This window comes from Marinomonas epiphytica, from assembly GCF_054780655.1.
In genome coordinates this window covers 564,545-590,052 of record NZ_BAAGVX010000026.1, presented here as the reverse complement: position 1 = coordinate 590,052, position 25,508 = coordinate 564,545, and the positions used below count along the sequence as shown (strand labels likewise).

24 protein-coding genes are annotated in these 25,508 nt (G+C 44.7%); 8 read left to right on the top strand and 16 right to left on the bottom strand.

What is annotated here, in order from left to right:
* Positions 1-59 precede the first annotated feature (59 nt).
* From ACYVGZ_RS07835 to ACYVGZ_RS07785, 11 genes are all read right to left on the bottom strand, one after another.
* Positions 60-989 (bottom strand): electron transfer flavoprotein subunit alpha/FixB family protein, encoded by a 930-nt coding sequence (locus ACYVGZ_RS07835; RefSeq protein ID WP_460753594.1) that lies wholly within the window; start codon positions 987-989, stop codon positions 60-62.
* Complete coding sequence (locus ACYVGZ_RS07830) at positions 986-1,738, bottom strand: electron transfer flavoprotein subunit beta/FixA family protein (protein WP_460753591.1); 753 nt, start codon at positions 1,736-1,738, stop codon at positions 986-988. The genes ACYVGZ_RS07835 and ACYVGZ_RS07830 overlap by 4 nt, the downstream gene beginning before the upstream one ends.
* A 182-nt stretch (positions 1,739-1,920) precedes the next feature.
* Complete coding sequence (locus ACYVGZ_RS07825) at positions 1,921-2,679, bottom strand: enoyl-CoA hydratase-related protein (RefSeq protein ID WP_460753589.1); 759 nt, start codon at positions 2,677-2,679, stop codon at positions 1,921-1,923.
* The gene (locus tag ACYVGZ_RS07820) at positions 2,676-3,227 is read right to left on the bottom strand and encodes a DUF2889 domain-containing protein (RefSeq protein WP_460753587.1); all 552 of its coding nucleotides are present in this window, start codon (positions 3,225-3,227) and stop codon (positions 2,676-2,678) included. The genes ACYVGZ_RS07825 and ACYVGZ_RS07820 overlap by 4 nt, the downstream gene beginning before the upstream one ends.
* A gap of 34 nt (positions 3,228-3,261) precedes the next feature.
* Entirely contained in the window at positions 3,262-4,959 is a 1,698-nt protein-coding gene (locus tag ACYVGZ_RS07815; RefSeq protein ID WP_460753584.1) for an AMP-binding protein, read from the bottom strand.
* Between the two features lie 108 nt (positions 4,960-5,067).
* Positions 5,068-5,382 (bottom strand): SCP2 sterol-binding domain-containing protein, encoded by a 315-nt coding sequence (locus tag ACYVGZ_RS07810; protein WP_460753582.1) that lies wholly within the window; start codon positions 5,380-5,382, stop codon positions 5,068-5,070.
* A 48-nt stretch (positions 5,383-5,430) separates the two neighbouring features.
* On the bottom strand, positions 5,431-7,236 hold the full coding sequence (locus tag ACYVGZ_RS07805) for an acyl-CoA dehydrogenase C-terminal domain-containing protein (protein ID WP_460753579.1): 1,806 nt from the start codon (positions 7,234-7,236) through the stop codon (positions 5,431-5,433).
* 180 nt (positions 7,237-7,416) lie between these two features.
* On the bottom strand, positions 7,417-8,490 hold the full coding sequence (locus tag ACYVGZ_RS07800; protein ID WP_460753576.1) for a CobW family GTP-binding protein: 1,074 nt from the start codon (positions 8,488-8,490) through the stop codon (positions 7,417-7,419).
* A gap of 36 nt (positions 8,491-8,526) precedes the next feature.
* Positions 8,527-9,276: a DUF481 domain-containing protein gene (locus ACYVGZ_RS07795; RefSeq protein ID WP_460753574.1), complete on the bottom strand. Its 750-nt coding sequence runs from the start codon at positions 9,274-9,276 to the stop codon at positions 8,527-8,529.
* A 223-nt stretch (positions 9,277-9,499) separates the two neighbouring features.
* Entirely contained in the window at positions 9,500-10,900 is a 1,401-nt protein-coding gene (gene cpxA / locus ACYVGZ_RS07790; RefSeq protein WP_460753571.1) for an envelope stress sensor histidine kinase CpxA, read from the bottom strand.
* A complete protein-coding gene (locus ACYVGZ_RS07785; RefSeq protein ID WP_460753568.1) occupies positions 10,897-11,601 on the bottom strand; it encodes a response regulator in 705 nt (234 codons plus the stop codon). Before ACYVGZ_RS07785 ends, cpxA begins: the two co-directional genes overlap by 4 nt.
* Positions 11,602-11,781: 180 nt before the next feature.
* Between ACYVGZ_RS07785 and ACYVGZ_RS07780 the strand changes: the two genes are divergently transcribed.
* Both ACYVGZ_RS07780 and ACYVGZ_RS07775 read left to right on the top strand, forming a co-directional pair.
* Positions 11,782-12,288: a CpxP family protein gene (locus ACYVGZ_RS07780; RefSeq protein ID WP_460753566.1), complete on the top strand. Its 507-nt coding sequence runs from the start codon at positions 11,782-11,784 to the stop codon at positions 12,286-12,288.
* Between the two features lie 148 nt (positions 12,289-12,436).
* Entirely contained in the window at positions 12,437-12,775 is a 339-nt protein-coding gene (locus tag ACYVGZ_RS07775; protein ID WP_460753563.1) for a DUF6404 family protein, read from the top strand.
* Positions 12,776-12,840: 65 nt separating this feature from the next.
* Here the strand turns inward: ACYVGZ_RS07775 and ACYVGZ_RS07770 are convergent, their stop codons facing one another.
* The 5 genes from ACYVGZ_RS07770 to apbC form a co-directional block, all read right to left on the bottom strand.
* Entirely contained in the window at positions 12,841-13,839 is a 999-nt protein-coding gene (locus ACYVGZ_RS07770; RefSeq protein WP_460753561.1) for a branched-chain amino acid aminotransferase, read from the bottom strand.
* 255 nt (positions 13,840-14,094) lie between these two features.
* Positions 14,095-14,973 (bottom strand): diguanylate cyclase domain-containing protein, encoded by an 879-nt coding sequence (locus tag ACYVGZ_RS07765; protein ID WP_460753557.1) that lies wholly within the window; start codon positions 14,971-14,973, stop codon positions 14,095-14,097.
* Between the two features lie 59 nt (positions 14,974-15,032).
* Positions 15,033-15,335, bottom strand: coding sequence for a DUF1294 domain-containing protein (locus tag ACYVGZ_RS07760; protein ID WP_460753554.1), 303 nt, complete (start codon positions 15,333-15,335; stop codon positions 15,033-15,035).
* A 29-nt stretch (positions 15,336-15,364) separates the two neighbouring features.
* Positions 15,365-15,946, bottom strand: coding sequence for a dCTP deaminase (gene dcd, locus ACYVGZ_RS07755; protein ID WP_460753551.1), 582 nt, complete (start codon positions 15,944-15,946; stop codon positions 15,365-15,367).
* A 9-nt stretch (positions 15,947-15,955) separates the two neighbouring features.
* Positions 15,956-17,026, bottom strand: coding sequence for an iron-sulfur cluster carrier protein ApbC (gene apbC / locus ACYVGZ_RS07750; protein WP_460753548.1), 1,071 nt, complete (start codon positions 17,024-17,026; stop codon positions 15,956-15,958).
* A 241-nt stretch (positions 17,027-17,267) separates the two neighbouring features.
* Here apbC and metG point away from each other — a divergent pair, with 241 nt between their 5' ends.
* The 6 genes from metG to rsxG all read left to right on the top strand — a co-directional run bounded on the left by metG (position 17,268) and on the right by rsxG (position 25,502).
* On the top strand, positions 17,268-19,313 hold the full coding sequence (gene metG / locus ACYVGZ_RS07745; RefSeq protein WP_460753545.1) for a methionine--tRNA ligase: 2,046 nt from the start codon (positions 17,268-17,270) through the stop codon (positions 19,311-19,313).
* 224 nt (positions 19,314-19,537) lie between these two features.
* On the top strand, positions 19,538-20,119 hold the full coding sequence (gene rsxA, locus ACYVGZ_RS07740) for an electron transport complex subunit RsxA (RefSeq protein WP_460753542.1): 582 nt from the start codon (positions 19,538-19,540) through the stop codon (positions 20,117-20,119).
* Between the two features lie 8 nt (positions 20,120-20,127).
* On the top strand, positions 20,128-20,724 hold the full coding sequence (rsxB, locus tag ACYVGZ_RS07735) for an electron transport complex subunit RsxB (protein WP_460753540.1): 597 nt from the start codon (positions 20,128-20,130) through the stop codon (positions 20,722-20,724).
* Positions 20,724-23,825 carry an electron transport complex subunit RsxC gene (gene rsxC / locus ACYVGZ_RS07730; protein WP_460753537.1) on the top strand — a complete coding sequence of 1,034 codons (3,102 nt, stop codon included), beginning with the start codon at positions 20,724-20,726 and terminating at the stop codon, positions 23,823-23,825. The genes rsxB and rsxC overlap by 1 nt, the downstream gene beginning before the upstream one ends.
* A 3-nt stretch (positions 23,826-23,828) precedes the next feature.
* Positions 23,829-24,884, top strand: coding sequence for an electron transport complex subunit RsxD (rsxD, locus tag ACYVGZ_RS07725; protein WP_460753535.1), 1,056 nt, complete (start codon positions 23,829-23,831; stop codon positions 24,882-24,884).
* Positions 24,885-25,502: an electron transport complex subunit RsxG gene (rsxG, locus tag ACYVGZ_RS07720; RefSeq protein ID WP_460753532.1), complete on the top strand. Its 618-nt coding sequence runs from the start codon at positions 24,885-24,887 to the stop codon at positions 25,500-25,502.
* The last annotated feature ends 6 nt before the right edge of the window (positions 25,503-25,508 follow it).

Sequence of the window (25,508 nt, the reverse complement as noted above, 5' to 3'; positions counted from 1 at the left end):
TTATTGTGATTGCGATGCCTAGCATCGCAAACCAGTTATCTGTTAATTTGCAATACTTGCTATAAAGAGTTTTCAAGTTCCGGCATGGCTTCAAAAAGATCCGCCACTAAACCGTAATCGGCTACCTGGAAGATAGGGGCTTCTTCATCTTTGTTGATGGCGACAATGACTTTCGAGCCTTTCATACCCGCTAAATGCTGGATCGCTCCAGAGATACCCACCGCAATATACAAATCAGGCGCGACCGTTTTACCCGTTTGCCCTACCTGTAAATCATTCGGCACATAACCCGCATCAACCGCAGCACGAGACGCACCAATCGCAGCGCCCAGCTTATCGGCTACGCCTTCAAGCACTTGGAAATTCTCCCCACTGCCCATTCCTCGACCACCAGAGACAATAACTTTTGCCGCCGTTAATTCAGGACGATCAGATTGCGCCAGCTGTTCGCTCACAAAGCGACTTTGCTCGGTCGTAATTACGTTTTCAAGGGCTTGTATTTCTGCGCTACCGCCGTCAGCAGGTGTGGCATCAAAACCAGTCGCTCGTACTGTTAACACTTTTACTTTGTCAGCACTTTGTACTTTAGCGATGGCATTACCAGCGTAAATAGGACGAACAAAGGTATCTTCTGACTCCACTTTAATAACATCTGACAGTTGGGCTACATCAAGAAGTGCCGCCACTCGTGGCAATAAGTTTTTACCGGTTGTCGTAGCGGATGCCAGTATATGGCCATAATCAGTAGCCAACTCGACGACCAACTTAGAAACGTTTTCTGCTAATTGAAATTCGTAGGCCCCGTTGTCTGCTACCAACACTTTATTCACGGCTGGTATCTTAGCGGCTTGCTCTGCAACACTTGCGCATGACGAGCCAACAATTAAAAGGTGAATATCTGCGCCGATCTGCTGCGCGGCAGTAACCGTATTAAGAGTTGCTGGCTTAAGTACCTGATTATCGTGTTCTGCTATGACTAAAATGCTCATGACACCACCTTCGCTTCATTTTTTAATTTTTCAACCAGTTCTGCGACAGAGCCAACCTTAATTCCACCGGCTCTTTCTTCAGGAGCAGAGACCGATAGAAGAGTAACATTTGAGCTCATCTCAACACCTAGATCAGCAGGCGTTTTCACATCTAAGGGCTTACGCTTGGCTTTCATAATGTTCGGCAAAGAAGCGAATCTTGGCTCATTCAAACGTAAATCTGTGGTCACTACCGCTGGTAATTTAACGGCAACCGTTTGCAAGCCACCATCAATTTCACGGGTCACCTGGGCTTCGCCGTTTTCAATGACCACTTCGGATGCAAAAGTAGCTTGCGGATAATCTAGTAACGCCGCCAACATTTGGCCCGTTTGATTATTGTCTGAATCGATGGATTGTTTACCGGTGATGATCAGATCAGCCGATTCTTCCTGAGCAACTTTAGCTAGTAACTTAGCAACAGCAAGAGAGTCTAGGTGATCCTCTGCTTCTACTTGAATGGCACGGTCTGCACCTAGAGCAAGGGCTGTGCGTAGCGTCTCTTGGCAGGCCTTAGAGCCAATGGAAACGGCAACGACTTCGGTAGCCACACCTTTTTCTTTTAATCGGATGGCTTCTTCAACAGCGATTTCACAGAATGGGTTCATAGACATTTTGACGTTAGTCAGGTCTACATTGGAATTATCAGCTTTAACACGCACTTTGACGTTGTAATCAATCACGCGCTTAACAGACACTAATATTTTCATATTATCCTCTTTCTTATTCTTAAATTAAGAAGGTTTCTATGTATCTAATACTAGGTCTTATGGATTTTTCATCAATAACAAAAAAACGCCAGTTAACTAACAAAAGCAATCAAGGAGAGGTGTCGATTTGGCATATATGATCGTTGCCTGCTTGCTTAAGCAGGCAACCTAGAAGGTAAGGCCTAACTATTTTTACTGCGAGATAGAAACGCCATAAAGGCTTCTCTTGCTTCTTGCGAACGCAAGCGGTCTTTGAAGATTCGAGCTTCCCGCATTAGCGCCATTTGCACATCATCTTGAGCCCTGTGTTTTAATAGGTCCTTGCTTAACATAACCGCTTCAGAGGGTAAGTTAGCAATTTTCTGAGCATAGACCAAAGCCATATCATAGGCTTCCCCAGCCTCACATAAATGATTAATTAACCCCATTTCATGGGCTTCATCAGCACTGACTTCTTGCCCAAGCGCCAAGATTTCAAAGGCTTTTTGGTAGCCAGTCAAATGGGGGAGCAAATAACTTGAAGCCGCTTCGGGCACTAAGCCTAGCTGTACAAAAGGAAATTGCAATCGGGCATGACGCGAGGAAAGCACCATATCACAATGCAGCAACATGGTTGCCCCGACTCCTACAGCACGCCCTTCCACCCCTGCGATAAGAGGTTTCTTATAACTGCTAATGGCTTGCAAAAAGGCCATGGTATGACACATTTTTTCCGGTGACTGAGCTATTTGAACAAATTCATTAATATCATTGCCTGACGAAAAATCCCCGCCAGCACCGTGTACCATGGTGACTTTTATCTGTTTATCTTGCTGCCCTCGTTGCAACGCATCTGCTAGCCCTTGATACATATCTAGGGTGATAGCATTTTTCTTCTCAGGACGATTCAAACACAGTATTTGAATACCAGATTCTATATTTTCTGTTATCAGCTCACTCATGATGCCCCCTTGACCGGCAATTGAATGACTTGCTCTTCAACAAGTTTGGTTACCATTGGGCCGGTGTGCGACCAACCTTGGCAAGAATTAACCAATTTATTCAAAGCAAACGGCACTTGCTTTGGGTACTTTTTTCCCAAAGGTTGCCACATAGTTTGAAACGCCGTTGTCGCAACAACTGGTAAAAGCTCCAAAATATGAGTACACCCCTGTATGCCAGCTAACTCTGCTTTGATCCATTTGTTCCAGCCACCGCCAATGCGAGTACCTACCAATTTAGTGTAGATGTCACTGGCTTTAAAACAATTCGGGAATGGAAAATCTTTCATAGAGACACTGACACCTTTAATTAAAAAGGTGTCATCAAGAGTCAATGTTAAAGACATGTTATGGAGCAGGCTGCCTGCGGGTCGAGTGGTGCCCTCGTATTCACGAGTTGTATCATGGGCTTTCAGGTCTGTCATACTCGCTTCAACTTCCCAAAGGCCATCTTCACGTAGATAGCCTTTGCTTTCGATGCGACGACTGTGCATTAGAGTACGCTTCATCTGCCACCTCTTTTCCATTTAATAGAAGCTCAATCTAGGAAGACTTTTCTTCTCGCAGAGCTCTTCGCAGCACTTTACCTACGTTAGTTTTAGGAAGCTCAGTGCGTACTTCTATCTGTTTAGGAATTTTATAGGCGGCCAGTTTCTCTTTGCAGTAATCACGTAGTTCACCCAAATCCAGACTGCCAGACGCGTCTTTAAGCACAATAAAGACTTTAACGGCTTCACCTGTCTTATCATCCTCGACACCAATGGCGGCAGATTCCAACACCGCAGGGTGTGAAGAAACACAGTCTTCGATTTCTGTAGGATAAACATTAAAACCTGAAACAATGATCATATCCTTAGCACGATCAACAATCTCAAGGTAACCATCAGGATGTTGCATGGCAATGTCACCCGTAATAAGGAAGCCGTCTTGAGTCATAACTTCTTGGGTTGCTGACTCACGTTGCCAGTACCCCTTCATCACCTGGGGACCTTTAACACATAACATACCCGCTTCACCTTGAGGTAAGCTTTCACCATCACGCCCTTGGATTTTGATATCTGTCATTGCAACTGGCACACCAATGGTGCCGATGCGCTCTTTACCAACAGGGTTAAAGGACACAACAGGGGACGTCTCAGTAAGGCCGTAACCTTCGATAACCGTACAACCTGTTACCTTTTGCCACTCTTCAGCAGCTGCATGGGTCAAGGGCATACCGCCTGAACAGGTAAGCTTCATACTTGAAAAGTCTAGCGCACGAAAGTCTTCACGATTACAAAGGCCGACAAACAAGGTATTTAACCCAACAAAGCCGGTAAATTTCCAGTTCTTTAGCTCTTTTACAAAACCAGGCAAGTCTCTCGGATTTGGGATGAGTACAGAGTGCGCGCCACGCTCTAGTAGGGTAAGCCCATGAATTAAGAATGCATATATATGATACAAGGGCAACGGAGCAATGTAGGTTTCTTTCCCTTCTTCTACAATTTCGGTCAGCCTTGATCCGAGCTGATACATATTTGAAATGATATTCGCATGGGTCAGCATAGCCCCCTTCGCCACCCCTGTGGTACCGCCTGTATATTGAAGAACAGCAATGTGCTCAGGTTTCGCTAATACTGGGCTAACTTTATGCTTCATTCCCATGGTAAGTGCCTGGTTCAAAGAAATTGCACCATTAATTTGAAATGGCGGCACCATTTTTTTCACATGCTTAACAACGGAGTTAATGAGCAGGCGCTTTAGAGGTGGGTGAAAGTCTGCAATTTGAGTGACTATCACTTGCTTAATGGACGTTTTCGCAAGAATTTTTTCGACATTGCTTGCCATATTAGCAAATACGACTAGAGCTTTTGCGCCTGAATCGTTGAATTGATGCTCTAGCTCTTTTGGCGTGTACAAAGGATTGGTGTTTACAACGATCAAACCCGCTTTCATGGCGCCAAATAAAACAACAGGGTATTGCACCACATTAGGTAACTGTACTGCGATACGATCACCTGGCATTAGGTCTGTATGATTTTGCAAGTACGCGGCAAACTGATCCGATTTTTCGTTAACTTCTCGATAATTTAACGTTCGGCCAACGCTAGTAAAAGCAGGTAGATCCGCAAATTTTTGCACTGCTCGTTCAAGAATTTGTGTGATCGATTGATATTGATAGGGGTTCAATGACTCAGGAATATAACTACCCGCTTCTTTCGCTTCATTACTGGCTTGGCTCAAAGAAGTGTCTGTGGTCATAGTAAGCTCCAATTGTTTTTGTTATTCGGAGAACAGCGCTAAGACAAAAGCCCAATAGTTTACACTATCGGGCACTTGCGCCTATTTTAAATGGACAAACATACTTTCCTACTGAGGGAAAAGCTGAGTCAATTTAGTCGCTAGCATGATGTCTCCATCTGCCGTAATCTTACCTTGCATAAAGGCCGCCATGCCATCTAATTCACCACTCATGACACTTTTTAACGTTTCTAAACTCATTTCCAATGTCACTGTAGGGTCATCATGCTCGCCATCACCAAGTTCACAAGCACCGTCTTCAATGGCTAGGTAATAACTTTCACCGTCTTCCACATCAAATTGAAATACGGCTTCCATATCATCCGCTTCATCTGCGTCAAAACGTCCTAACATTTCTTCAAAAACTGCTTTTGTTGCACTCATAATTTATACCTTTTATTCGATTAATCTCTAAACAGACTTAGTACGCGTTTAGGCGTTCAAAAATACAAAGTTGTCTTCATCCATTGCTAGAAGGTTGTCTGCGCCTGACAACATGGCCTCAACATGCCCTTTCGTTCTTGGCAATAGGCGTTCGTAGTAGAAAGTCGCCGTTTGAAGTTTGGCGGTATAGAAGCCAGTCTCGGAACTGCCTTGGTCAAGCTTCTGTTGGGCCGTAATCGCCATACGCGCCCAAAAATAAGCCAAAACGACGTAGCCTGAATACATTAGATAATCCACTGATGCTGCACCGACTTCTTCTTTGTTGCGCATGGCCTTCATACCAATTTTCAGGGTGATATCACCCCATTCACTGTTCAGTTTATCCAGTTTGCTAATATAAGCCTTGGCAGCTTTATTACCTTTGTGCTCTTTACAGAACTTATGGATAATTTTTGTAAAACGACGAAGGGTAGCACCTTGAGTCATCAATACTTTTCGACCCAACAGGTCTAAAGCCTGAATACCTGTGGTACCTTCGTACAACATGGAAATTCGACAATCACGAACATTCTGTTCCATACCCCATTCTGCAATGTAGCCATGCCCGCCAAAAACTTGTAAACCTTGGTTAGCCGCTTCATAGCCTGTTTCTGTTAGGAAAGCTTTAGCAATAGGAGTAAGAAGCGACATGAGCTCGTCAGCCTCAGCTTTTTCGTCAGCCGAACCTTTTTTGGTGGTATCTACCAAGGTAGAGCAATAGTGAATCAATGCGCGACCACCTTCGGCAAAGGCTTTTTGAGTCAACAGCATACGGCGCACATCGGGGTGAACAATAATAGCGTCAGCGGCTTTTTCAGGAGATTTAGCCCCAGATAAAGCACGCATTTGCAAACGGTCTTTGGCGTAAGCTACCGAGTTTTGTAACGCCCATTCAGAATGAGCGAGTCCCTGCATTGCTGTTCCTAATCGTGCCGTATTCATAAAGGTAAACATGCAGTTCAAACCACGGTTGGCTTCGCCAATTAAGAAGCCTTTAGCACCGTCAAAATTCATCACACAGGTTGCGTTCCCGTGAATGCCCATTTTATGTTCAATCGAGCCACACGACACTTGGTTGCGGTCTGCCACTTCCCCTGCATCACTGACATTAAATTTAGGAACGATGAATAGAGAAATACCTTTAGTTCCTGCAGGAGCATCAGGCAGTCGAGCCAATACGATATGAACAATATTATCTGCCATGTCATGCTCACCAGCAGAAATAAAGATTTTTGTACCACTGATGGCATAGCTACCGTCAGCTTGTGGTTCTGCTTTGGTTTTAAGCATTCCAAGATCAGTACCACAATGAGGTTCAGTCAGACACATGGTGCCGGTCCACTCGCCCGATACAAGTTTGGTCAGGTAAGTTTGTTTTTGCTCTGGGGTGCCATGCAACTCTAAAGTGTTCATTGCGCCATGACTTAAGCCTGGGTACATTCCCCAAGACCAGTTGGCAGTAGACACCATTTCAGTGACCATCATACCTAAGGATTCAGGCAAACCTTGGCCACCCATTTCTTCTGGATGAGAAAGTGACGGCCAGCCACCTTCCACATATTGTTGATAGGCTTCTTTAAAACCATCTGGCGTGGTAACGACACCGTCGTTAAAAGTACAACCTTGTTGATCACCAACACGGTTTAGAGGCGACAACACTTTCTCTGAGAATTTCGCCCCTTCTTCCAAAATAGCCGCCACCATGTCTGGGGTAGCCTCTTCAGCACCAGGAAGAGAAGTATAATGGCTATAAATATCCAGCACTTCCTCGGTGACAAATTTAATATCGCGCAGTGGCGCTTTATACTCAGGCATGACCTTTGACCTCTTTGTTGTTTTTATAGGAAACGACTTTCCAATAAGTCTGTTCTGTATCAACAAGATTCGGTCAAAAGCACATTTGTCTCAATAACAAAAGGCTCCAAGATTAATGACAAAATTCACCAAGTAAGTTAACACCTATTATTGAGCAAGGGATAATTTGGTCATTTTATGCTAGGTGCCCTCTCTATCGAGTCCTGTATACCAAGGGGCTTGTTCTGCTCCAATTACCTCTAAACGACTATTTTTCGACCATTGAGCCACATGGGCCCACTGATTGCTTGAGGAAAAATTCACAAAAAGGGCTTGTTTTTCATTTAACGCAAAAGCGCCTTTCACACGATAACAACCCGCTTGGTTTTGTAACGATTCCAGTCTTGTTTTCACACTTTCCTCGTCAAAATAATAGGAGTCTGGCCAGCTCCAACCTATTACTCGCATGCCGTCTTGACACTTCTGGTATTGGCTTAATAGTCTTTTAGGCTGGTCACTAACTGGATCATAGTACTTTATGACAGCTGTAGACTGATGGTCATGATGGTCATGATGGTCATGATGGTCATGATGGTCATGATGGTCATGATGGTCATGATGGTCATGATGGTCATGATGGTCATGATGGTCATGATGGTCATGATGCACAGCAAGCTGCTGGGTGTCGAACTGGTCAAGCTGCATTTCGCTCATGCTAGACACCAAACGCTTCTTGGACTCTTCAACTAAGGTTCGAATGACTTGCCAGTCTTGCGCTGTATACTTGTCCGTATGGCTTGCCACAATCACATCAGACACCTTAATTTGGTCCTGAAAAATCGGATGTTCTGTATAACGTATATCTCCTAGAGATCGAGCGTCCAACACGCAAATAGGGTCAGTAATGAACAATACCTGTTGATAATGCTTAGCCTGTAAGTTTTCTAAGATTTGCTTAGGGTGTCCTAACCCAGAAGGCTCAATGATGATTCGATCTGGGTTGTGCTGCCGTATCAGCTGATTCAAGCCCTGTTCAAAAGCCGCTGCAGTCACACAACAGACGCAACCACCAGCCACTTCTTTAATTAACACATCTTGCTGTGGCATGACTGCATTTAACAAAGCGCCATCCAAACCAATTTCACCAAACTCATTAACCAATACGGCCCACTTTTCATAAGCGGGCGCTTGGTTTAATAATTGACGAATTAACGTGGTTTTACCCGCCCCTAAAAAGCCGGTAACCATAGATAACTTAATACCCTGAAAGCGCATTCACCCCACCCAATTTCATAAAATCACATCAAATAACTAAAAAGTGTAGGCTAAAGTAACACTGGTTATAGCGTCCGTTTTTGCGTTGCCTTCACTCACCTTGGTGTTATGAGTCACACTGTAAGCAGCCTTCATACTCAAATCATCGCGAATATTAGCACTAATTGCCGTTTCAGACTTAAATTGGGTGTTTTTATCGCTCTCTAAAGCCGCTTCTGTACTAAAAAACTGACTGAATTTAGCTCGCCGACTTAAGTGATAAAGGTAATCTGTGGAAATATGTACAATGGCAGATTCATCTTTTTCACCCGTATCTGTTTTGCTAAAAGAATAACCGGGACCCACACTGTACTTGAGAAGGGATTTTTCGTCTTCATATGCCCTTGCCGAGTAACCCACAGACACGGTACTTTGATAGTCAAAGCCACTGAGCCTGTCGTCCGTATAGGACCCATAAACAAACAATGACGTATGTTCTTCACTTAATTTGTAGTCACTTTGGGCTGAGACAAACACTCTTTGGGCAGTATCCTCACTGACCCCGTTATACTCACTTTCTTTATATAGCGTATCGAGCTGATACTTATTACGCCAAGAGGCAAAGTCCTGATTGATGGTCGCCTTCGCCTTTAAAGCCGTACTGTCGGTATTGCCCGACGTGGCAATAATGCCAAGTTCAAGTTCAGTATGTAAGGGGTCTAGTTTTCCTGGCGGTCCTGCTGCGTGTAAGACAGGTACAGCACAAATTAGAATGCCGTAAGCCCATATTTTACCTAGTTTCATCATATCTCCCATTGAATTAATAGAAGACGATCTATGGTTATCCGCTAAGGCGGTGAATCGCCTTCCAGCCGTACATAAGCTGAAAGGTATTTTCACATTGATAAGAAAGGATCTCAGTCAACTTTCGGTTTGGGAACTGAAAACTATTTGACAGAAATAAGTAGACGCATGGTATGAAGAAAAAACAGGGCAGAACCAGGTTATGGCTCCACCCATAGTTTTTTATTTAATCAACCAGTACTGGTAAAGTTATTTTAACCAACAAGCCGCCCAACTGGCTCTTTTGCGCTTCAATTGTGCCGTTATGCTGCTTAATCGCACCCTCGGTGATAGACAAACCTAATCCTGTTCCACCCGAGTGCCGATCTCGAGCAGTAGAAACTCGGTAAAACGGTCGAAATATAGCTGACAATTCTTCTTGAGGAACACCTTCACCGTTATCCTCAACAATCACCTCAACCCTGTGTTTACTTTCATTGAAGCTGACCTTAATGCAATCTTTGCTGTAGCAAATAGCATTGCGGACAATATTTTCTAGCGCACTCATTAATAATTGTGGGTGACAGGCTATGCGCCGATTAGGGACAGACGAGTAAGTTAACGCCTTACCCATTTGTTCCGCCTCAAACTGGGAGTCATCTAATAGAGGTTCCCATAAGCTTACCAAAGGTTGTGTCTCAAACTGCTGATGGCTGTCCACCTGCATTCTAGAGAGCTCTAATAGCTTACCTATCATTTGCTCTAAGCGTTGGGCTTCAGTATCAATTCTAGTCAACTCTAGACTTTCACCTTGCTTTCTCGCAGCCAAGGACTGAGCCATACGCAGCCGTGTTAATGGTGAGCGCAGTTCATGTGAAATGTCTGATAATAACCTTTGCTGGCGAGAAATCATTTGATTAACGGCTTCCACCATCTGGTTAAAACTGGCACCCGCTTGACGAAATTCTGAGGAACCCTGTTCCAAGCTAGGGTCCATTTTAAACTCACCTCGGGAAACTCGCTGCGCAGCTTTTTCAAGGCGCCTTGCGGGTTGGCTTAGCGCCCATGCCAACCATAATAAAAGCGGCGTACTGATCAGCATCACCAGCAAAATCATTTGTATTGGCCTATCAAACAACTGACCAATTAAATAGAAAGTGCCACTATGCTTACGGCCTGCATAAAACAGCAACTCTTGCTCTGCTAGACGAATCGGAACAGGACCGGCCACTAAAAAACTACCGTATAAGCGCTGTTTAGGCTCTCGGTCTTGGTCAATCGTGGTGACGAAGTTCCTCATCACTTTATAGGCAAAGTCTTTATTTCGCTTAGCCAGTAGAATATCCCCGTCTAAATTCGTCAGAAAAAACTTGGGCTGCTCTTTTCTTCTCGGGTCGTCTTTTCGACGTTTAAAAGGCTCTTCGAACCATTGCAGGATGTGCGTAAAGTCTTGCTGATCTTCAAAACGGCGTTCTATATGATCACGAACACCTTCGATTTCACGCAGTTGCCCCTCAGAAATCGGTTTTGACTTTCTTGGATCTAAATGTGCTAGCAGCATAATTGCTAGCATTACCAATAGGATAGTCAGCCAAAAAATAGCAAAAATTCGACCGTACAAACTGGTAATTTTAGGTAACCCTATCATAGCCCTTCTACCATCATGTAGCCGCGCCCTCTCAAGGTTTTAATACGCGCTTTACCATCAGCCCAGTCAGGTAGTTTTTTCCGCAAATTGGAAACATGCATGTCTACTGCTCGATCAAATGCCGCCAAGCGTTTACCTAACACCTCTAAGCTCAAAGTTTCTTTCGTTATAACTTGGCCAACGTGACCAGTGAAGTGCAATAACATGGCAAATTCGGTACTGGTTAAGTCTAGTAGTTGACCGTTACAATAAGCTTCTAGCTTGCCCGGATACAAACGCAGGTCTAGGTATTCTACACAGTCGCCTTTTTCTTGTTCCCGTGTTGACGTCGCCTCTTGGGTAATCTGACTGCGGCGCAAGATTGCTCTGACTCTAGCCAGCAACTCTCTATCACTAAAAGGCTTAGGTAAATAATCATCCGCCCCCAGTTCAAGGCCAATCACTCGATCCACTTCTTCTCCTTTAGCCGTTAACATAAGCACAGGAGTCTGTCGGGTTTCTCGTAAGCGCTTCAAAGTATCAAAACCATTGAGTTTGGGCATCATGACATCAAGCAAAATCAAATCAATGTCATCAGTGACTAATGCCAAGCCTTCTTCACCATTTGCAGCCACTGAGACCTGATAGCCCTCGTACTCTAGGACTTCTTTCAATAACTCAGTTAACTCATTGTCATCGTCAACAATAAGAATCTTGGACATTCTATCTTCTCCGTTTTCATTATCTGTAGGTATTTTAACGGCAAATTACTTTGTTTGAGGTGACTTTACGTTACTTTACCCTGCCAAGACACCAGTTTACCTAACAAACGCTAAGATGTTTTCCATCGAGTGAGGCGTTCTCTCACTTAACTTAAAAAGTAAACCAAAGAGGAAAATCAAATGAACATTTCAAAGAAACTACTTTTAGCCGCTGTTGTATTACCTCTATCTTTAGGATCTGCCTCATCTTTCGCTTTTGGCGGAAAGGATCATGACAAAGGCCGTGACCGTGCTCCAATGCTGGTGGATATGCATTTACTTAAAAAACTGGATTTAACTGACGAACAAAAAGACGAATTAAAAGAGCTACGTGCTGAGAAGAAAGAGCAGCGTAAGGAAATGCGTCAAGAGCGTCGTCGCGGCAATCCAGAAGACATGAAACAACAACATCAAATGCTACAAGAACTTCTTTTTGCAGACAGCTTTGATGAAGCTAAAGCGCAAGAATTCGCCCTTAAAATGAGCCAAAAACATGCGGATCGTGAAGTTAAACGCCTGAAAGAGGCACACCGAATTCTTAGCATTTTAACACCTGAGCAAAAGCAGGAGCTGCAAGAGCTACAAAAAGAAAGAGCAGAAAAACGTGCTGAAAAAATGCGTGAGCGTATGGAAGAAAGAGACGCTTAAGCTCTTACTCTAGTTTAAGTTTGTTTAAAAGCACTGCCACTTAGGTAGTGCTTTTTTATTCCATTCAACTATAAAGCTCTATTTATCTTGAAAAGAATGACAAAGCCACGTATTAAATAAGACACATTTTTATCGATTGGTGATTCCATTGTCATTTCAAGCAAAACTACACGCAGCTCATCTTGAACTTGAGGCAAAAAACGTCTGGCGCTCTAACTATCAGCCTCCCATGTACAGTCTATTAAGACTCGTTGGTATTAAGGTCCCACCCCCTTATTACGTGGGCTTTCATATCAATGCTCTTGTCTCCTTTCTGTATCTCACAAGCATCATGCTAATCGTTTTTAGTTTAGGGCAAGATGCGAGCATCCAAGCTGCTTTTGATAAATCCCTAGTATGGGGATTTGCCTATGGCATCTTCATGGGTATTTTTTATAAAATTCGTAGCCACAAACTTCAGCTCACAGCTTGGGATAAACTAGCTTAAGCACTTATTTTAGTTATAAAAAAAGGCAAGATGACTTCATCTTGCCTTTTCTCTATTCGCCTGTTTTAGGCAATTTTAACCAACCAGTTGTGCTTATCTTCTGCACGTCCCCACTGGATATCATTTAACGCTTGACGAAGTTTGTCTGTAATAGGTCCTGGCTCACCATTACCTACTTGATACTCCTGCCCTTTATGAATAAAAGTACCTACAGAGGTTAATACCGCTGCCGTGCCTGACAGAGCCGCTTCCACGCCTGGTTTCGCTGCGCGCTCTAATAGTTCTTCAACAGTGATGTCACGCTCAGACACTGTCATGCCCAAATCTGCCGCCAAAGTCAAAATACTTGAACGAGTCACACCATGTAGGAAACTAGTATCAAGCCCTTTAGTAATGATTTCATTTCCGTCAATCAGCAAGAAGTTAGCAGCTCCCGTTTCTTGTACATCGCCGTTTGGACAAAATAACACTTGATCGGCTTGTACTTCGTTTCTCGCTTGACTAATTGGCCCTAGGGCACTGGCGTAATTACCACCACTTTTAATCATTCCCATGTGCGGTGCACAACGCATGCCTTCTTCATCAAGTAACAGGCGTAAGGCCTTTGCGCCACCTGTGAAGTAGTCACCAACAGGCGACAATAAAACGTACAAGAGTGAGTCCGTCGTTGGAGCTGCGGCTTTACCAATCGCCGCTTCTGTTCCAATGTGCGTAGGACGAATGTACATTGAGCCTGGTGGCGCTGGTACATCTGCTGCATATTCAAGCACTGCATCTTTGATCATTTGTGCAACTTGCTCTTCATTTACTTCTGGTAGCGACAACAAACGGCTGCTTTGAGCAAAGCGCTTAATATTTTGATCCATTCTGAAGACATGGACACTACCGTCTTCATGGCGAAAAGCTTTTAGCCCTTCAAAACAAGTACTAGAGTAATGCAACACGTGGGCACCTGGGTGCATCTGAATGCTATCAGAAGACACCATTTCAGCTTTGCTCCATTGGTTGTTTTCAAAACGTGTCAGTGCCATTTTAGGCATAAAAACGCTACCAAAAGCCGCCATTATTATTTCCTATTTTATTACTATGTTGATAAGCGGGAATCACTAAGCCTTCACTCCACAGTGGTGTGGCTGAATGTAAGGTACAGTTAAGTAGGCATTCAATGAATTCTCACCAGAAAATGGAAACTGCCTTTCTTAGTACTGTCTTGTTCTCCTTTATATGGGAGACAAATCAACAGTGCGGTTGAAGAAGCAATTTATTATTAAGATACTACCTGCAAGACAAGATACGCTCAATAACCAAACGTAAAAAACTCACCCCTCATGCAGTACAACTCTGTCTCCACCATTTCGTTTAGATAAGTACATGGCGTCATCGGCTAATTGAATCAACTGCTGGCAGTTATCACCGTGTAAAGGCGCTAGTGATATACCAATACTGACGCATACTTGTAACGTTAACCCTGCCACAAAAAACGGCTCAGACAACCCCTGACAAATTTTGTCTGCCACTAAAAGAGCATCATCCTCGTGGCTAAGTCGATTCAAAACGATCAGAAACTCATCTCCCCCTAACCGCCCTGCTGTGTCTGAACGCCTTACCAAAGCGATCAATCGTTCGCCTATAGCGCTAAGTAATTGATCCCCGATGGTGTGACCATGTAAATCATTAATGGTTTTAAAACCGTCCAGATCGATAAAGAGCACGCCACACAAGCTTCTTTCATGAACAGCATTGTGAACAGCGGTTTGCAATCGTTCCAGTAGCAAATTTCGATTGGGCAACCCGGTGAGAGTATCATGACCAGCCGCATGCAAAAGCGCCGCTTCCATTTGCTTTCTTTCAGTAATGTCATGGGCAACGGCAATGCGCATTTGATGTTTTTCTGACCATCTTACAGACCATAAAACATCAACTATTTTACCATCTTTACGCACCCAACGGTTTTCAAAACGTGGCACGGATTGCCCTGCCAATAACTTATCGACCACTTTTAACGTTTTTATTTCATCACTAGGGTAGATAAAACGTCGCATAGACGTGCCAATTACCTCATCCGCACGATAGCCAAACATATGTTCAAAAGCGGCGCTAACAAAAACAAATTTATCATGCTGGTCGACCACACACACAGCGTCTAACATGAGCTCTAATACGTCAGCAAGCTCGATATCTATACCCTTTTCGTTCATCCTTACGAAAACCCTAAAATGTATTTAAAATAAACGCTCGAAGCGGAACCGGCACGAGCCTACGAGTAAAAGAGTAAATAGGTTAACCAAGAGAGAAGTGCAGCGCTATGCAACAACAAAATGCGTCGCTGAGTTGTTTGAAATGTCGCTTTTCTCGTTTTATGTCGGAACCATCTTTGGGCTAGCATAGCGCCAAGCCATCCTCCGAGTAAAGACAAGAGATGCAATTTTGACTCTGGCAGTCGTTGCCAGCCACGTTGTGCTGCTACTTTATCGAAACCGTAACAACCAATACAAAATAGATTCAGGCACAGTAAGTAAATGAATACCAATCCTATACCTGTACCAAAGTAAAAAATCATGGTCACAACTAAATACGCACTAAAAAGGCTTAGTCACCAGAAATGCGGCTTCCCACTGCCGAGTTTTGGTCTTTATACTTTGCATTTTCACGTTTGTTATATGGGCGCTCGGCTGGCCCAGACAAGGTCTCAAAATTGATCGCCCCTATGGTCATCCCTGGGCTAAGCGCAATCGGCAACTTGCCGCCATTAAGGAATTCCAGAACGATGCCGCCACTCCAACCTGGGTCAATTCGATGAGCTGTTACATGCACCATCAAACCTAGTCTAGCCAATGAAGAGCGACCATCCAGCCAGCCTACCAAATCATCTGGCACAGTGACCGATTCTTTTGTCACCCCTAGTACTAACTCTCCAGGATGAATAAAAAAAGGATCCCCGTCTGGCACGAGTATTTCATCACTCATTACAGACTCAATGACCTTACTAAGATCATCTTTGGAGCTGCTTAAATCTAAGTAAGGAGCAGGGTGGCCTTGAAACACTCGAAATGAGTTTCCTAACCTTAAATCCACAGACACACCACTAATGACACTGTTATCTGGACGAGGCTCTATTTGGATTCGCCCTTCATTTAAAGCAGCAATGATGTCTCGGTCACACAAACGCATTTTTATTCCTTAATCGTCACTCATACCAATTGTTGGCATTACAAATTGCTTATCTTGCTGGTTGGCAAGAGTAGCACCAAGTTGACGAGCAATCGACTGATAAATGTTCGCCACATCACCACCCGCTTCACTGATCACAATGGGTAAACCTGCATCACTCTGTTCGCGAATTGCTAAACTAAGAGGCAACTTGCCAAGTACATTGACCTGGTACTCTTTGGCAAGGCTAGCGCCGCCAGCATCACCAAAAATAGCTTCTTGGTGACCGCAATTAGAACAAATGTGCGTTGACATATTTTCTACGACGCCTAACACAGGAATCTTTACCTTATTGAACATTTCAATGCCTCGGCGAGCGTCTAGTAAGGCGATATCTTGTGGCGTAGTAACAATCACAGCCCCCACTACCGGTACTTTTTGAGCAAGCGTGAGCTGAATATCTCCAGTTCCTGGCGGCATATCAATAAAGAGGTAATCCAAATCGTCCCAATCTGTTTGAGTGAGTATTTGCATCATAGCGCCTGTAACCATAGGTCCACGCCAAGCAACCGGAGTGTCCTTGGTTGTTAAGAAGGCCATGGACATCACCTGCACACCGTGAGCCATTGGCGGAATAAAGTGCTTTTCTTCACGCACTTGCGGTCGAGTGTCTTCCGCAAAGCCCATCATAATACCTTGGCTTGGCCCGTATATGTCTGCATCCAATATACCAACTTTAGCGCCTTCTTGAGCCATCGCTAGAGCCAGGTTTACGGTTGTGGTCGATTTACCGACACCACCTTTACCAGACGCCACCGCAATGATGTTCTTCACTCCTTTTAAGCCCGCAATACTGCCTTGGGTGGCGTATTGCACAACCGTGTGATGGATTTCCAACATTAATTCACGTGGATCGTTTAATAAGGTTGAAATTTGTTCAGCTAAGTTTGCTTTTTGCTGCTGCGCTGGGTAGCCAAGGTTCAACGTAATGTGTAACCGCGACGAATCACTTACTACTTGCCAAACCTCACCATAGTCATGCCCTGTGTTGACATCGACAAGCGTTTTTAATTGCGCCAAAATTTGGCTATCTGTTTGCATGGCTTTATCCTCGCTGGCAGACCTCTTACCCATAACATGAGGTTTGGTCGCACATATATTTTGAAATTACCTGCAAGTGTGGGGGCAAATTACGGAAAAGCAAGTCTAATGCTTGCACACAAATCAATGGCACTTATAATTACGCCTTTCATAATACTACTGGCCATCACCCTACTGACCTTAACACAAACATTAGGGATGGCTTTACATTCGATGATTAGATTTCCACAGGCTTTTTCTAATGGCAAATACGCAACGCAAAATACTCGTCACCAGCGCTCTTCCTTATGCTAATGGTTCAATCCATCTAGGACACATGCTGGAACATATCCAAACAGATATTTGGGTGCGTTTTCAAAAAATGCGTGGCCACCTATGTACTGCTGTGTGTGCCGATGATGCACATGGTACTGCCATTATGATTAAGGCCGCACAAAACGGCATTTCTCCTGAAGAACTCATCGAAGGTGTGCGCCAGGAGCACATGACGGATTTTAACGATTTTCTGATTGGCTACGACAATTACCATTCGACCCATTCAAAAGAAAACTTAGAAATTTCTAGCTCAATTTACAAAGCCATTAAAGCGAACGACAAAATCTCGGTCCGCTCCATCGTACAGGCTTATGATCCAGAGAAAGAAATGTTCTTGGCTGATCGCTTTGTAAAAGGCACCTGTCCAAAATGTAAGGCTGAAGACCAATACGGCGATAACTGTGAAGTCTGCTCAGCGACATACACACCAATGGAAATGATCAACCCACGCTCCGTGTATACTGGCGCCACTCCGATCGAAAAAGAGTCCGAGCACTATTTCTTCAAACTGCCTGAATTTCAAGACTTTTTGGCTAAATGGACACGTAGCGGTACGTTACAAGATCAAGTAGCTAACAAACTATCTGAATGGCTTGATTCTGGTTTGCAAGAATGGGACATCAGCCGGGACGCTCCTTACTTTGGCTTCGAAATCCCAGACGCACCTGGCAAGTATTTTTATGTGTGGCTAGATGCGCCTATTGGTTACATGGCAAGCTTTAAAAATCTATGCGACCGCACTGAAGGACTAAACTTCGACGACTACTGGGCCAAAGATTCAGATGCTGAGCTATATCACTTTATTGGTAAAGACATCATCAACTTCCACGCGTTATTCTGGCCTGCCATGCTGCATTGTGCAGGTTACCGTACACCGACAGGTGTTAACGCTCACGGCTATGTAACGGTGAATGGGGCAAAAATGTCCAAGTCGCGCGGCACCTTTATTAAAGCACGCACCTACCTAAACCACCTTGACCCACAGTACTTACGCTACTATTTTGCCGCTAAATTAAACGCAAGCGTGGATGATATTGATTTAAATCTTGAAGACTTTGTTCAACGAGTAAACTCCGACGTGGTCGGCAAAGTGGTCAATATTGCTAGCCGTACAGCCAGCTTCATCAATAAAAAGTTTGATGGTCAACTCGCTCCTGTTGCCTCTGAAGAAAACATGATTGAAAGTTTTATTCAGGCCGGTGAGCAAATTTCCGAATACTACGAAAATCGCGAGTACGGCAAAGCAATTCGTGAAATCATGCGTCTTGCGGATATTGCTAATACTTATATAGCTGACCAAGCTCCATGGGTGCTTGCCAAAGATGAAGCCACATTACCTAAAGTTCAAGAAGTATGCTCTGTAGCACTGAACCTATTCAGCATATTGGCAACCTATTTGAAACCGGTTATGCCAAATATGGTGGCAGACGCCGAGGCTTTCTTAAACAAAGAACTCACTTGGGATAACCGTACTCAGCTGCTGTTTGGCACACAAGTTAATAAGTTCAAAGCTTTAATGGGGCGAATTGAGCCTAAACAAATCGAAGCGATGGTAGAAGAAAGCAGGAGTGAGGCGGAAGCCGCTAGCCAACAAGCGGCTCAATTGTCAGAACCTGAAAGCGAGCTTGGCAAAGATCCGATTGCAGAAGAGATTCAATTTGATGATTTTGCCAAGGTTGACCTTCGTATCGCCCTAATTGTAAAAGCTGAACACGTAGAAAAAGCAAACAAACTACTCAAGCTGACCCTAGATTTGGGTGGGGAAACTCGTACGGTTTTCTCTGGTATAAAATCCGCTTATAAGCCGGAAGACCTAGAAGGAAAACTTACTGTGATGGTCGCTAACTTAGCGCCACGTAAAATGAAATTTGGCTTATCGGAAGGAATGGTGCTAGCAGCGGGCCCTGGCGGTGAGGATATTTACCTACTTGAGCCACACGCAGGTGCAAAACCAGGCCAAAGAGTCATGTAGTAAAAACCAATACCACTGGCCTTCATATAAGTAAGACCAGTGGTATCGACAAAGAACATTGAGTGAGGTTATATAATCTCTACTTATTACATATATTCTAAATTAAACTAAACAAGCGTACTGTTTACTCTTGTTAGTTATAAGCAACTTGCTATAGTTACGCTGCTTAACAAACCTATCTGAACTCTTAAACTAGACCGTGAATTTTCAACTTTGGACGTGGAATGACTGATTACCTTCTCATACTGGTTAGCACCATTTTGGTGAATAACTTTGTATTGGTACAATTTCTAGGGCTTTGTCCTTTTATGGGTGTTTCTGGCAAGCTAGAGACCTCTATTGGCATGGCTATGGCCACGACCTTTGTATTAACTTTGTCCAGTTTATGTAGTTACTTAACCTTTACTTATATCCTGCAACCGTTTGGATTAGAGTATCTGCAAACTATCTCCTTCATATTAGTGATTGCGGTTGTGGTGCAATTTACCGAAATGGTTGTGCGAAAAACCAGCCCTTTACTGTATCGGGTGCTGGGGATTTTCTTACCCCTTATTACCACCAACTGTGCTGTTTTAGGGGTAGCACTACAAAATATCAGTAAACAGAACGGCTTTGTTGAGTCCATTTTATACGGCTTTGGTGCCGCGGTTGGCTTCTCATTCGTGCTAATTTTATTTGCTGCCATGCGTGAACGCATTAATGTGGCAGACGTACCGACGGTCTTCCGCGGTTCAGCAATTGGCATGGTAACGGCTGGCCTAATGGCACTGGCTTTCATGGGCTTCACTGCTCTAGTACAAATTTAGGAGGCCCTATGATTACTGTACTTCTCGCCATAGGTGTTTTACTCCTGCTCGCTCTTATTTTTGGTGCCATTCTAGGCTATGCCAATGTCCGCTTTCACGTAGAAGGTGACCCTATCGTTGATCAGATCGACGCCTTACTACCGCAAACTCAGTGTGGTCAGTGTGGTCACCCAGGATGCCGCCCTTACGCGGAAGCCATCGCTAATGGCGAAGCGATTAACCACTGCCCTCCTGGAGGCCAGACAACCATCCAGGCACTGGCTGACCTGTTGGATGTGGAAGCCATTCCACTCGATGGCGACCACGGTGAAGAAACGGCTAAACGTGTTGCCGTGATTCGAGAAGACGAATGTATTGGTTGCACAAAATGCATTCAAGCCTGCCCCGTAGATGCCATTCTTGGCGCAGCAAAACAAATGCACACTGTTATTTCTGACGAATGCACAGGCTGTGACCTGTGTGTTGAGCCTTGTCCGGTAGATTGTATTGATATGGTAGAAGTTGGCGTTACCTCTAAAACTTGGTCTTGGGATAAGCCCCAAGGCATAGCTTCCCGTGCTGGCAACATTATCGCCACAGACCGCTCTGCGGAGGTAATTCACTAATGCAAAGCGCACAAGTTTTCTCTTTTCATGGTGGCATTCACCCACCAGAGAACAAAGCCCAATCTCTACAATTGCCATTAGGTCGACCTAGCCTACCCGCTGAGCTCGTACTTCCCCTTGGGCAACACATTGGTCAAAACTCTCGTGTGATCGTAGCGCCTGGTGAACAAGTGTTAAAAGGCCAAACGATTGCCATTAACAATGGCTTTCTGAGCAGCTTTTTACACGCGCCGACCTCTGGCACAATTCAAGCCATCGAAGAGCGCCCTATTGCACACCCATCTGGTCTTTCAGATCAATGCATCATCCTCGTTCCTGATGGCCAAGACGCTTGGCAAGAACGCTCTCCATTAACCGATTGGCAGCACCTGCCTCACATGGACGTTCTTACTTATCTGGGAGAAATGGGCATTGTCGGCATGGGTGGGGCTGGTTTTCCTACTCAAGTAAAGCTACAAGGCGCCCATAAACACACGATCAAGCATTTCATTATTAATGCCGCAGAGTGTGAACCTTACATAACTGCCGACGACATGCTGATCCGCGAAAAGACCGAACAATTGGTCTTAGGCATCGAAGTACTACAACACTTGGTTCAAGCGGAACGAGTCGTCATTGGCATAGAAGACAATAAACCCACTGCCATTGAAGCGTTAAAGAAAACACTTACCCTGCGCAATAGCAATATTCAACTTGCCGTTGTACCGACTAAGTACCCTTCAGGTGGTGAAAAGCAATTAATTCAATTGCTTACTGGGCTAGAAGTACCAAGCGGTCAGTATCCAGCCGATGTTGGCGTTTTATGTCAAAACGTTGGTACTTGTGTCGCTGTGCACGACGCCATTTTTTTGGGACAGCCATTAATTTCCCGCTTCACCACCCTAACGGGGGATGCATTACAAGCGCCGCAAAACGTAGAAGTCTTATTAGGCACCCCTATCCATCACTTACTTGATTACGCGAGTGCCGAACAAACCCGTATTCAGCGTTTGATTATGGGTGGCCCTATGATGGGCTTTACCCTAGACAATCAAGAGTCTCCCATTGTAAAAACCAGTAACTGCATTCTTGCCGCGAGTGCAGAGGAGTTACCTGAACCGGAACCAGAGCAAGCCTGCATCCGTTGCGGTATGTGTGAACAAGCCTGCCCTGCTAGCCTTCTTCCACAACAACTTTTGTGGTTTAGTAAGAGCCAAGAGCTTGAAAAAGCAGAGCACTACAATTTATTCGACTGCATTGAATGTGGTGCTTGCTCTTATGTTTGCCCAAGCAGCATCCCATTAGTGCAGTATTACCGCCACTCAAAAAGCGCCATTCGCGAAAACCGTGAAGCGACACTCAAATCTGACATAGCCAAACAACGCTTTGAAGCTCGAAAAGCACGCCAAGAAGCAGAAATTGCTGAAAAAGAAGCGAAGCGTATTGCTCGCCAGCAAGCCGCGAATAAGAGTGCAGAAAAACCAGCTGAGAAGAAAAAAGCCAAACCGGCTCCTAACCCAACGGCAACCCCCGTTAACGAAGACACTAAAAAGCTAAAAGTCGATATTGCCATTGCTAAGACCAAGCTTAAAAAGCTTGAGAAACAACTTCTTACAGCGCAAGAAAGTGAGCATGTCGAAGACATTAAGGCATTGGAATTACAGGTTAACGAATCGAAGAAACAACTGGCCCAGTTGGAAGAAGAACTAGCCAAACTAACACCTAGCGCTGAGAAGCCCACCAGTGCGGCTCAAACCTCTTCTAAACCCGCTGTGAACGAGGCTTTCAAAAAGGCCAAAGTGGATGTTGCGCTACTGGGCGTGAAGCTCAAAAAACTCAGCAAACAAGCGGAACAGGCACCAGAAGATGCTAGCTTGCAGAAACAGGTAAATGAATTACAAACAGAACTGGATAAAGCCCAACAACGTTTGCAAGAACTAACACCTCAAGAAAGTCAGGCGCAAACAGCGCCTACTGGTGGCAACAATCAGGATGCCCTAAAGAAATTAAAAATTGATGCAGCAATAGCAAAAGCAGCCGTTAAAAAAGTAGAAAAAGCCGTTAAGAAGGCCGAAGAAATCCAGTCTCCAGAGCTTGCGACGCTACGCCAGCAGCTAAAAGAGGCCCAACAAAGAGCGGCAGACTTAGACAAAGCATTAACTCAACCGAACCTTGAGCAAGCTGAGAGCGCTCAGAGTCAAACCAAGCCAACTGAGGACCCAGAGGCAGTTAAAAAACGCAAAGTTGATCTCGCTATTGCTAAAGCAGGCATAAAAAAAGCCGAGAAAAATATCGCCTTGCTTAAAGAACAGGGTCAAAACGACGAACAAATTGCGACATCCGAATGGCCCGCCAAATTAGCGCAAGCACAGTCTAAACTGGCCGAACTAGAAGCAGGCAGCCAAACGGTACCAGCCCCAACTAAAGCTGAGCCTGCAGAGGTAAAACCAGCTGGCAAAGACGCTGGGAAGAAGCTAAAAATTGACCTTGCAGTCGCTAAAGCGAGCATTAAAAAAGCCGAGAAAAATATCGCTTTGCTTAAAGAACAGGGTCAAAACGACGAACAAATTGCAACGTCCGAATGGCCCGCCAAACTAGCACAAGCACAGTCCAAACTGGCTGAACTAGAAGCTGGCAACCAAACGGCGCCTGCCCCAACTAAAGCTGAGCCTGCAGAGGCAACACTAGCCGACAAAGACGCCCAGAAGAAGCTAAAAATTGACCTTGCAGTTGCTAAAGCAGGCATTAAAAAAGCCGAGAAAAATATCGCTTTGCTTAAAGAACAGGGTCAAAACGAGGAACAAATTGCGGCGTCCGAATGGCCCGCAAAATTAGCGCAAGCACAGTCTAAACTGGCTGAGCTGGAAGCTGGCACCCAAACGGCACCAGCTCCAACTAAAGCTGAGCCAGCAGAGACAAAACCAGCCGACAAAGACGCCGAGAAGAAACTAAAAATTGATCTTGCGATCGCCAAAGCCAGCATAAAAAAAGCTGAAAAGAATATCGCGCTATTGAAAGAGCAAGGTCATGACGAAGCACACATTGAGGCATCTCAATGGCCTGAAAAACTTGCCGAGGCGCAAGCTAAGCTTGCCCAGTTGACACAGTCTAAAGAGAATTAAAAGATGGCATTATTACGCATTACCTCACCTCATACCCAGCGCCCAGGACAGCGCACCGCTTGGGTTATGCAGATGGTTATTTTAGCCACCTTACCTGGCATTTTAATGCAGACTTGGCTGTATGGATGGGGAACCGCCATTAATCTTATGATTGCTTGCCTCACAGCCCTGGTAAGTGAAGCCGCCATACTAGCCATTCGTAAACGTAATGTGCGCTTCTTTATTAAAGACTACAGCGCTCTGCTAACGGCAGTACTGCTGGGTATCGCCCTACCACCAAGTGTGCCTTGGTGGGTTACTGTTACAGCAGTGGCCTTTGCTATTATCTTTGCTAAGCAACTATACGGTGGCTTAGGGAACAACCCCTTTAACCCAGCCATGGTTGGCTATGCTATTGTGCTTGTCTCTTTCCCTGTTCCCATGAGCCAATGGGTGGGTGTTAGTGACATTGTCAGCGCTGCGGATAGCTTATCTTTTGGACAAAGCCTACAAGCAATTTTTGGTCAGCTCCCTGTTATTGACAGCTACACCATGGCCACCCCATTAGACGGTTTTAAGAACAAGGACTTACTGGACAGTCAAAGCGCTTTTTCTACCCTTGAGGCTCTTCAGCCCAGTAGCCTTAACGCTTGGCTTATGGTCAATACTGCTTATCTTATTGGTGGCTTAGGTTTATTGTATTTTCGCATTATTACTTGGCACACTCCGGTAGCCCTATTATCGGCTCTGGCGGTCATGGCGGGTATCTTTTACGCCATTTCACCTGATCAAGCTGCTAGCCCACTATTTCATTTAACGACTGGAGCGGCCATGTTTGGGGCATTTTTTATTGCCACAGACCCGGTTTCTTCATGCACCAGTAACAAAGGAAAACTGTTTTATGGCGCGGGTATCGGCATTTTGATTTACATCATTCGCGCTTGGGGCGGCTACCCTGATGGCGTCGCCTTTGCCGTTTTACTAATGAACTTTGCCGCTCCATTCATTGACTACTACACCCAACCTAGAACTTATGGCCACAAAAAAGCCAAAAAAGGTATTAAGAGTGAGGGCAACTAAATGGAACTAATCTCTTCAATACGTCGTAACAGTATTGGCCTTGGGATATTTGCCATCCTAACGGCTGGATTAATTGCTTTAACACAGGTGTTAACTGCAAAGACCATTAAGGACAATATCATACAAGCACAAATTGCGGCTTTTAACGAAATCCTCCCTGCCGATCGATATGACAATGATCTAACTCAAGACTCAGCTTGGCTAGAGCCAGATCCGCTATTAGGCAGCACTGAAGCCATAAAAATCCATTTAGCGCGCCAACAGGGAGCTGTGGAAGCGGTAATATTTGAGACAGTTGCCCCCAGTGGCTATAACGGTAATTTATACTTACTGGTTGCAATTGATAAAAACGGAACAGTGACAGGCAGCCGAGTCATTAGCCATAAAGAAACACCTGGGCTAGGTGACAAAGTTGACCTTAAAAAATCTGACTGGATTTTAAGTTTTGCTAATACCTCGTTGGATAACCCCACCCTTGCGGGCTGGGGCGTAAAAAAAGATGGCGGCGAATTTGATCAATTTACCGGTGCAACCATTACCCCCAGGGCGGTTGTTCGGGCGGTGAAAAACACCCTAATTTACTTCGAAGAACACAAAGAAGCGCTACTTGCGCGCTAGGACAAG

Coding starts and splice junctions, on each gene's coding strand:
- ACYVGZ_RS07835 (WP_460753594.1), bottom strand. CDS start 989: ATGAGCATTTTAGTCATAGCAGAACACGATAATCAGGTACTTAAGCCA.
- ACYVGZ_RS07830 (WP_460753591.1), bottom strand. CDS start 1,738: ATGAAAATATTAGTGTCTGTTAAGCGCGTGATTGATTACAACGTCAAA.
- ACYVGZ_RS07825 (WP_460753589.1), bottom strand. CDS start 2,679: ATGAGTGAGCTGATAACAGAAAATATAGAATCTGGTATTCAAATACTG.
- ACYVGZ_RS07820 (WP_460753587.1), bottom strand. CDS start 3,227: ATGAAGCGTACTCTAATGCACAGTCGTCGCATCGAAAGCAAAGGCTAT.
- ACYVGZ_RS07815 (WP_460753584.1), bottom strand. CDS start 4,959: ATGACCACAGACACTTCTTTGAGCCAAGCCAGTAATGAAGCGAAAGAA.
- ACYVGZ_RS07810 (WP_460753582.1), bottom strand. CDS start 5,382: ATGAGTGCAACAAAAGCAGTTTTTGAAGAAATGTTAGGACGTTTTGAC.
- ACYVGZ_RS07805 (WP_460753579.1), bottom strand. CDS start 7,236: ATGCCTGAGTATAAAGCGCCACTGCGCGATATTAAATTTGTCACCGAG.
- ACYVGZ_RS07800 (WP_460753576.1), bottom strand. CDS start 8,490: ATGCGCTTTCAGGGTATTAAGTTATCTATGGTTACCGGCTTTTTAGGG.
- ACYVGZ_RS07795 (WP_460753574.1), bottom strand. CDS start 9,276: ATGATGAAACTAGGTAAAATATGGGCTTACGGCATTCTAATTTGTGCT.
- cpxA (WP_460753571.1), bottom strand. CDS start 10,900: ATGATAGGGTTACCTAAAATTACCAGTTTGTACGGTCGAATTTTTGCT.
- ACYVGZ_RS07785 (WP_460753568.1), bottom strand. CDS start 11,601: ATGTCCAAGATTCTTATTGTTGACGATGACAATGAGTTAACTGAGTTA.
- ACYVGZ_RS07780 (WP_460753566.1), top strand. CDS start 11,782: ATGAACATTTCAAAGAAACTACTTTTAGCCGCTGTTGTATTACCTCTA.
- ACYVGZ_RS07770 (WP_460753561.1), bottom strand. CDS start 13,839: ATGGCGGCTTTTGGTAGCGTTTTTATGCCTAAAATGGCACTGACACGT.
- ACYVGZ_RS07765 (WP_460753557.1), bottom strand. CDS start 14,973: ATGAACGAAAAGGGTATAGATATCGAGCTTGCTGACGTATTAGAGCTC.
- ACYVGZ_RS07760 (WP_460753554.1), bottom strand. CDS start 15,335: ATGATTTTTTACTTTGGTACAGGTATAGGATTGGTATTCATTTACTTA.
- dcd (WP_460753551.1), bottom strand. CDS start 15,946: ATGCGTTTGTGTGACCGAGACATCATTGCTGCTTTAAATGAAGGGCGA.
- apbC (WP_460753548.1), bottom strand. CDS start 17,026: ATGCAAACAGATAGCCAAATTTTGGCGCAATTAAAAACGCTTGTCGAT.
- metG (WP_460753545.1), top strand. CDS start 17,268: ATGGCAAATACGCAACGCAAAATACTCGTCACCAGCGCTCTTCCTTAT.
- rsxA (WP_460753542.1), top strand. CDS start 19,538: ATGACTGATTACCTTCTCATACTGGTTAGCACCATTTTGGTGAATAAC.
- rsxB (WP_460753540.1), top strand. CDS start 20,128: ATGATTACTGTACTTCTCGCCATAGGTGTTTTACTCCTGCTCGCTCTT.
- rsxC (WP_460753537.1), top strand. CDS start 20,724: ATGCAAAGCGCACAAGTTTTCTCTTTTCATGGTGGCATTCACCCACCA.
- rsxD (WP_460753535.1), top strand. CDS start 23,829: ATGGCATTATTACGCATTACCTCACCTCATACCCAGCGCCCAGGACAG.
- rsxG (WP_460753532.1), top strand. CDS start 24,885: ATGGAACTAATCTCTTCAATACGTCGTAACAGTATTGGCCTTGGGATA.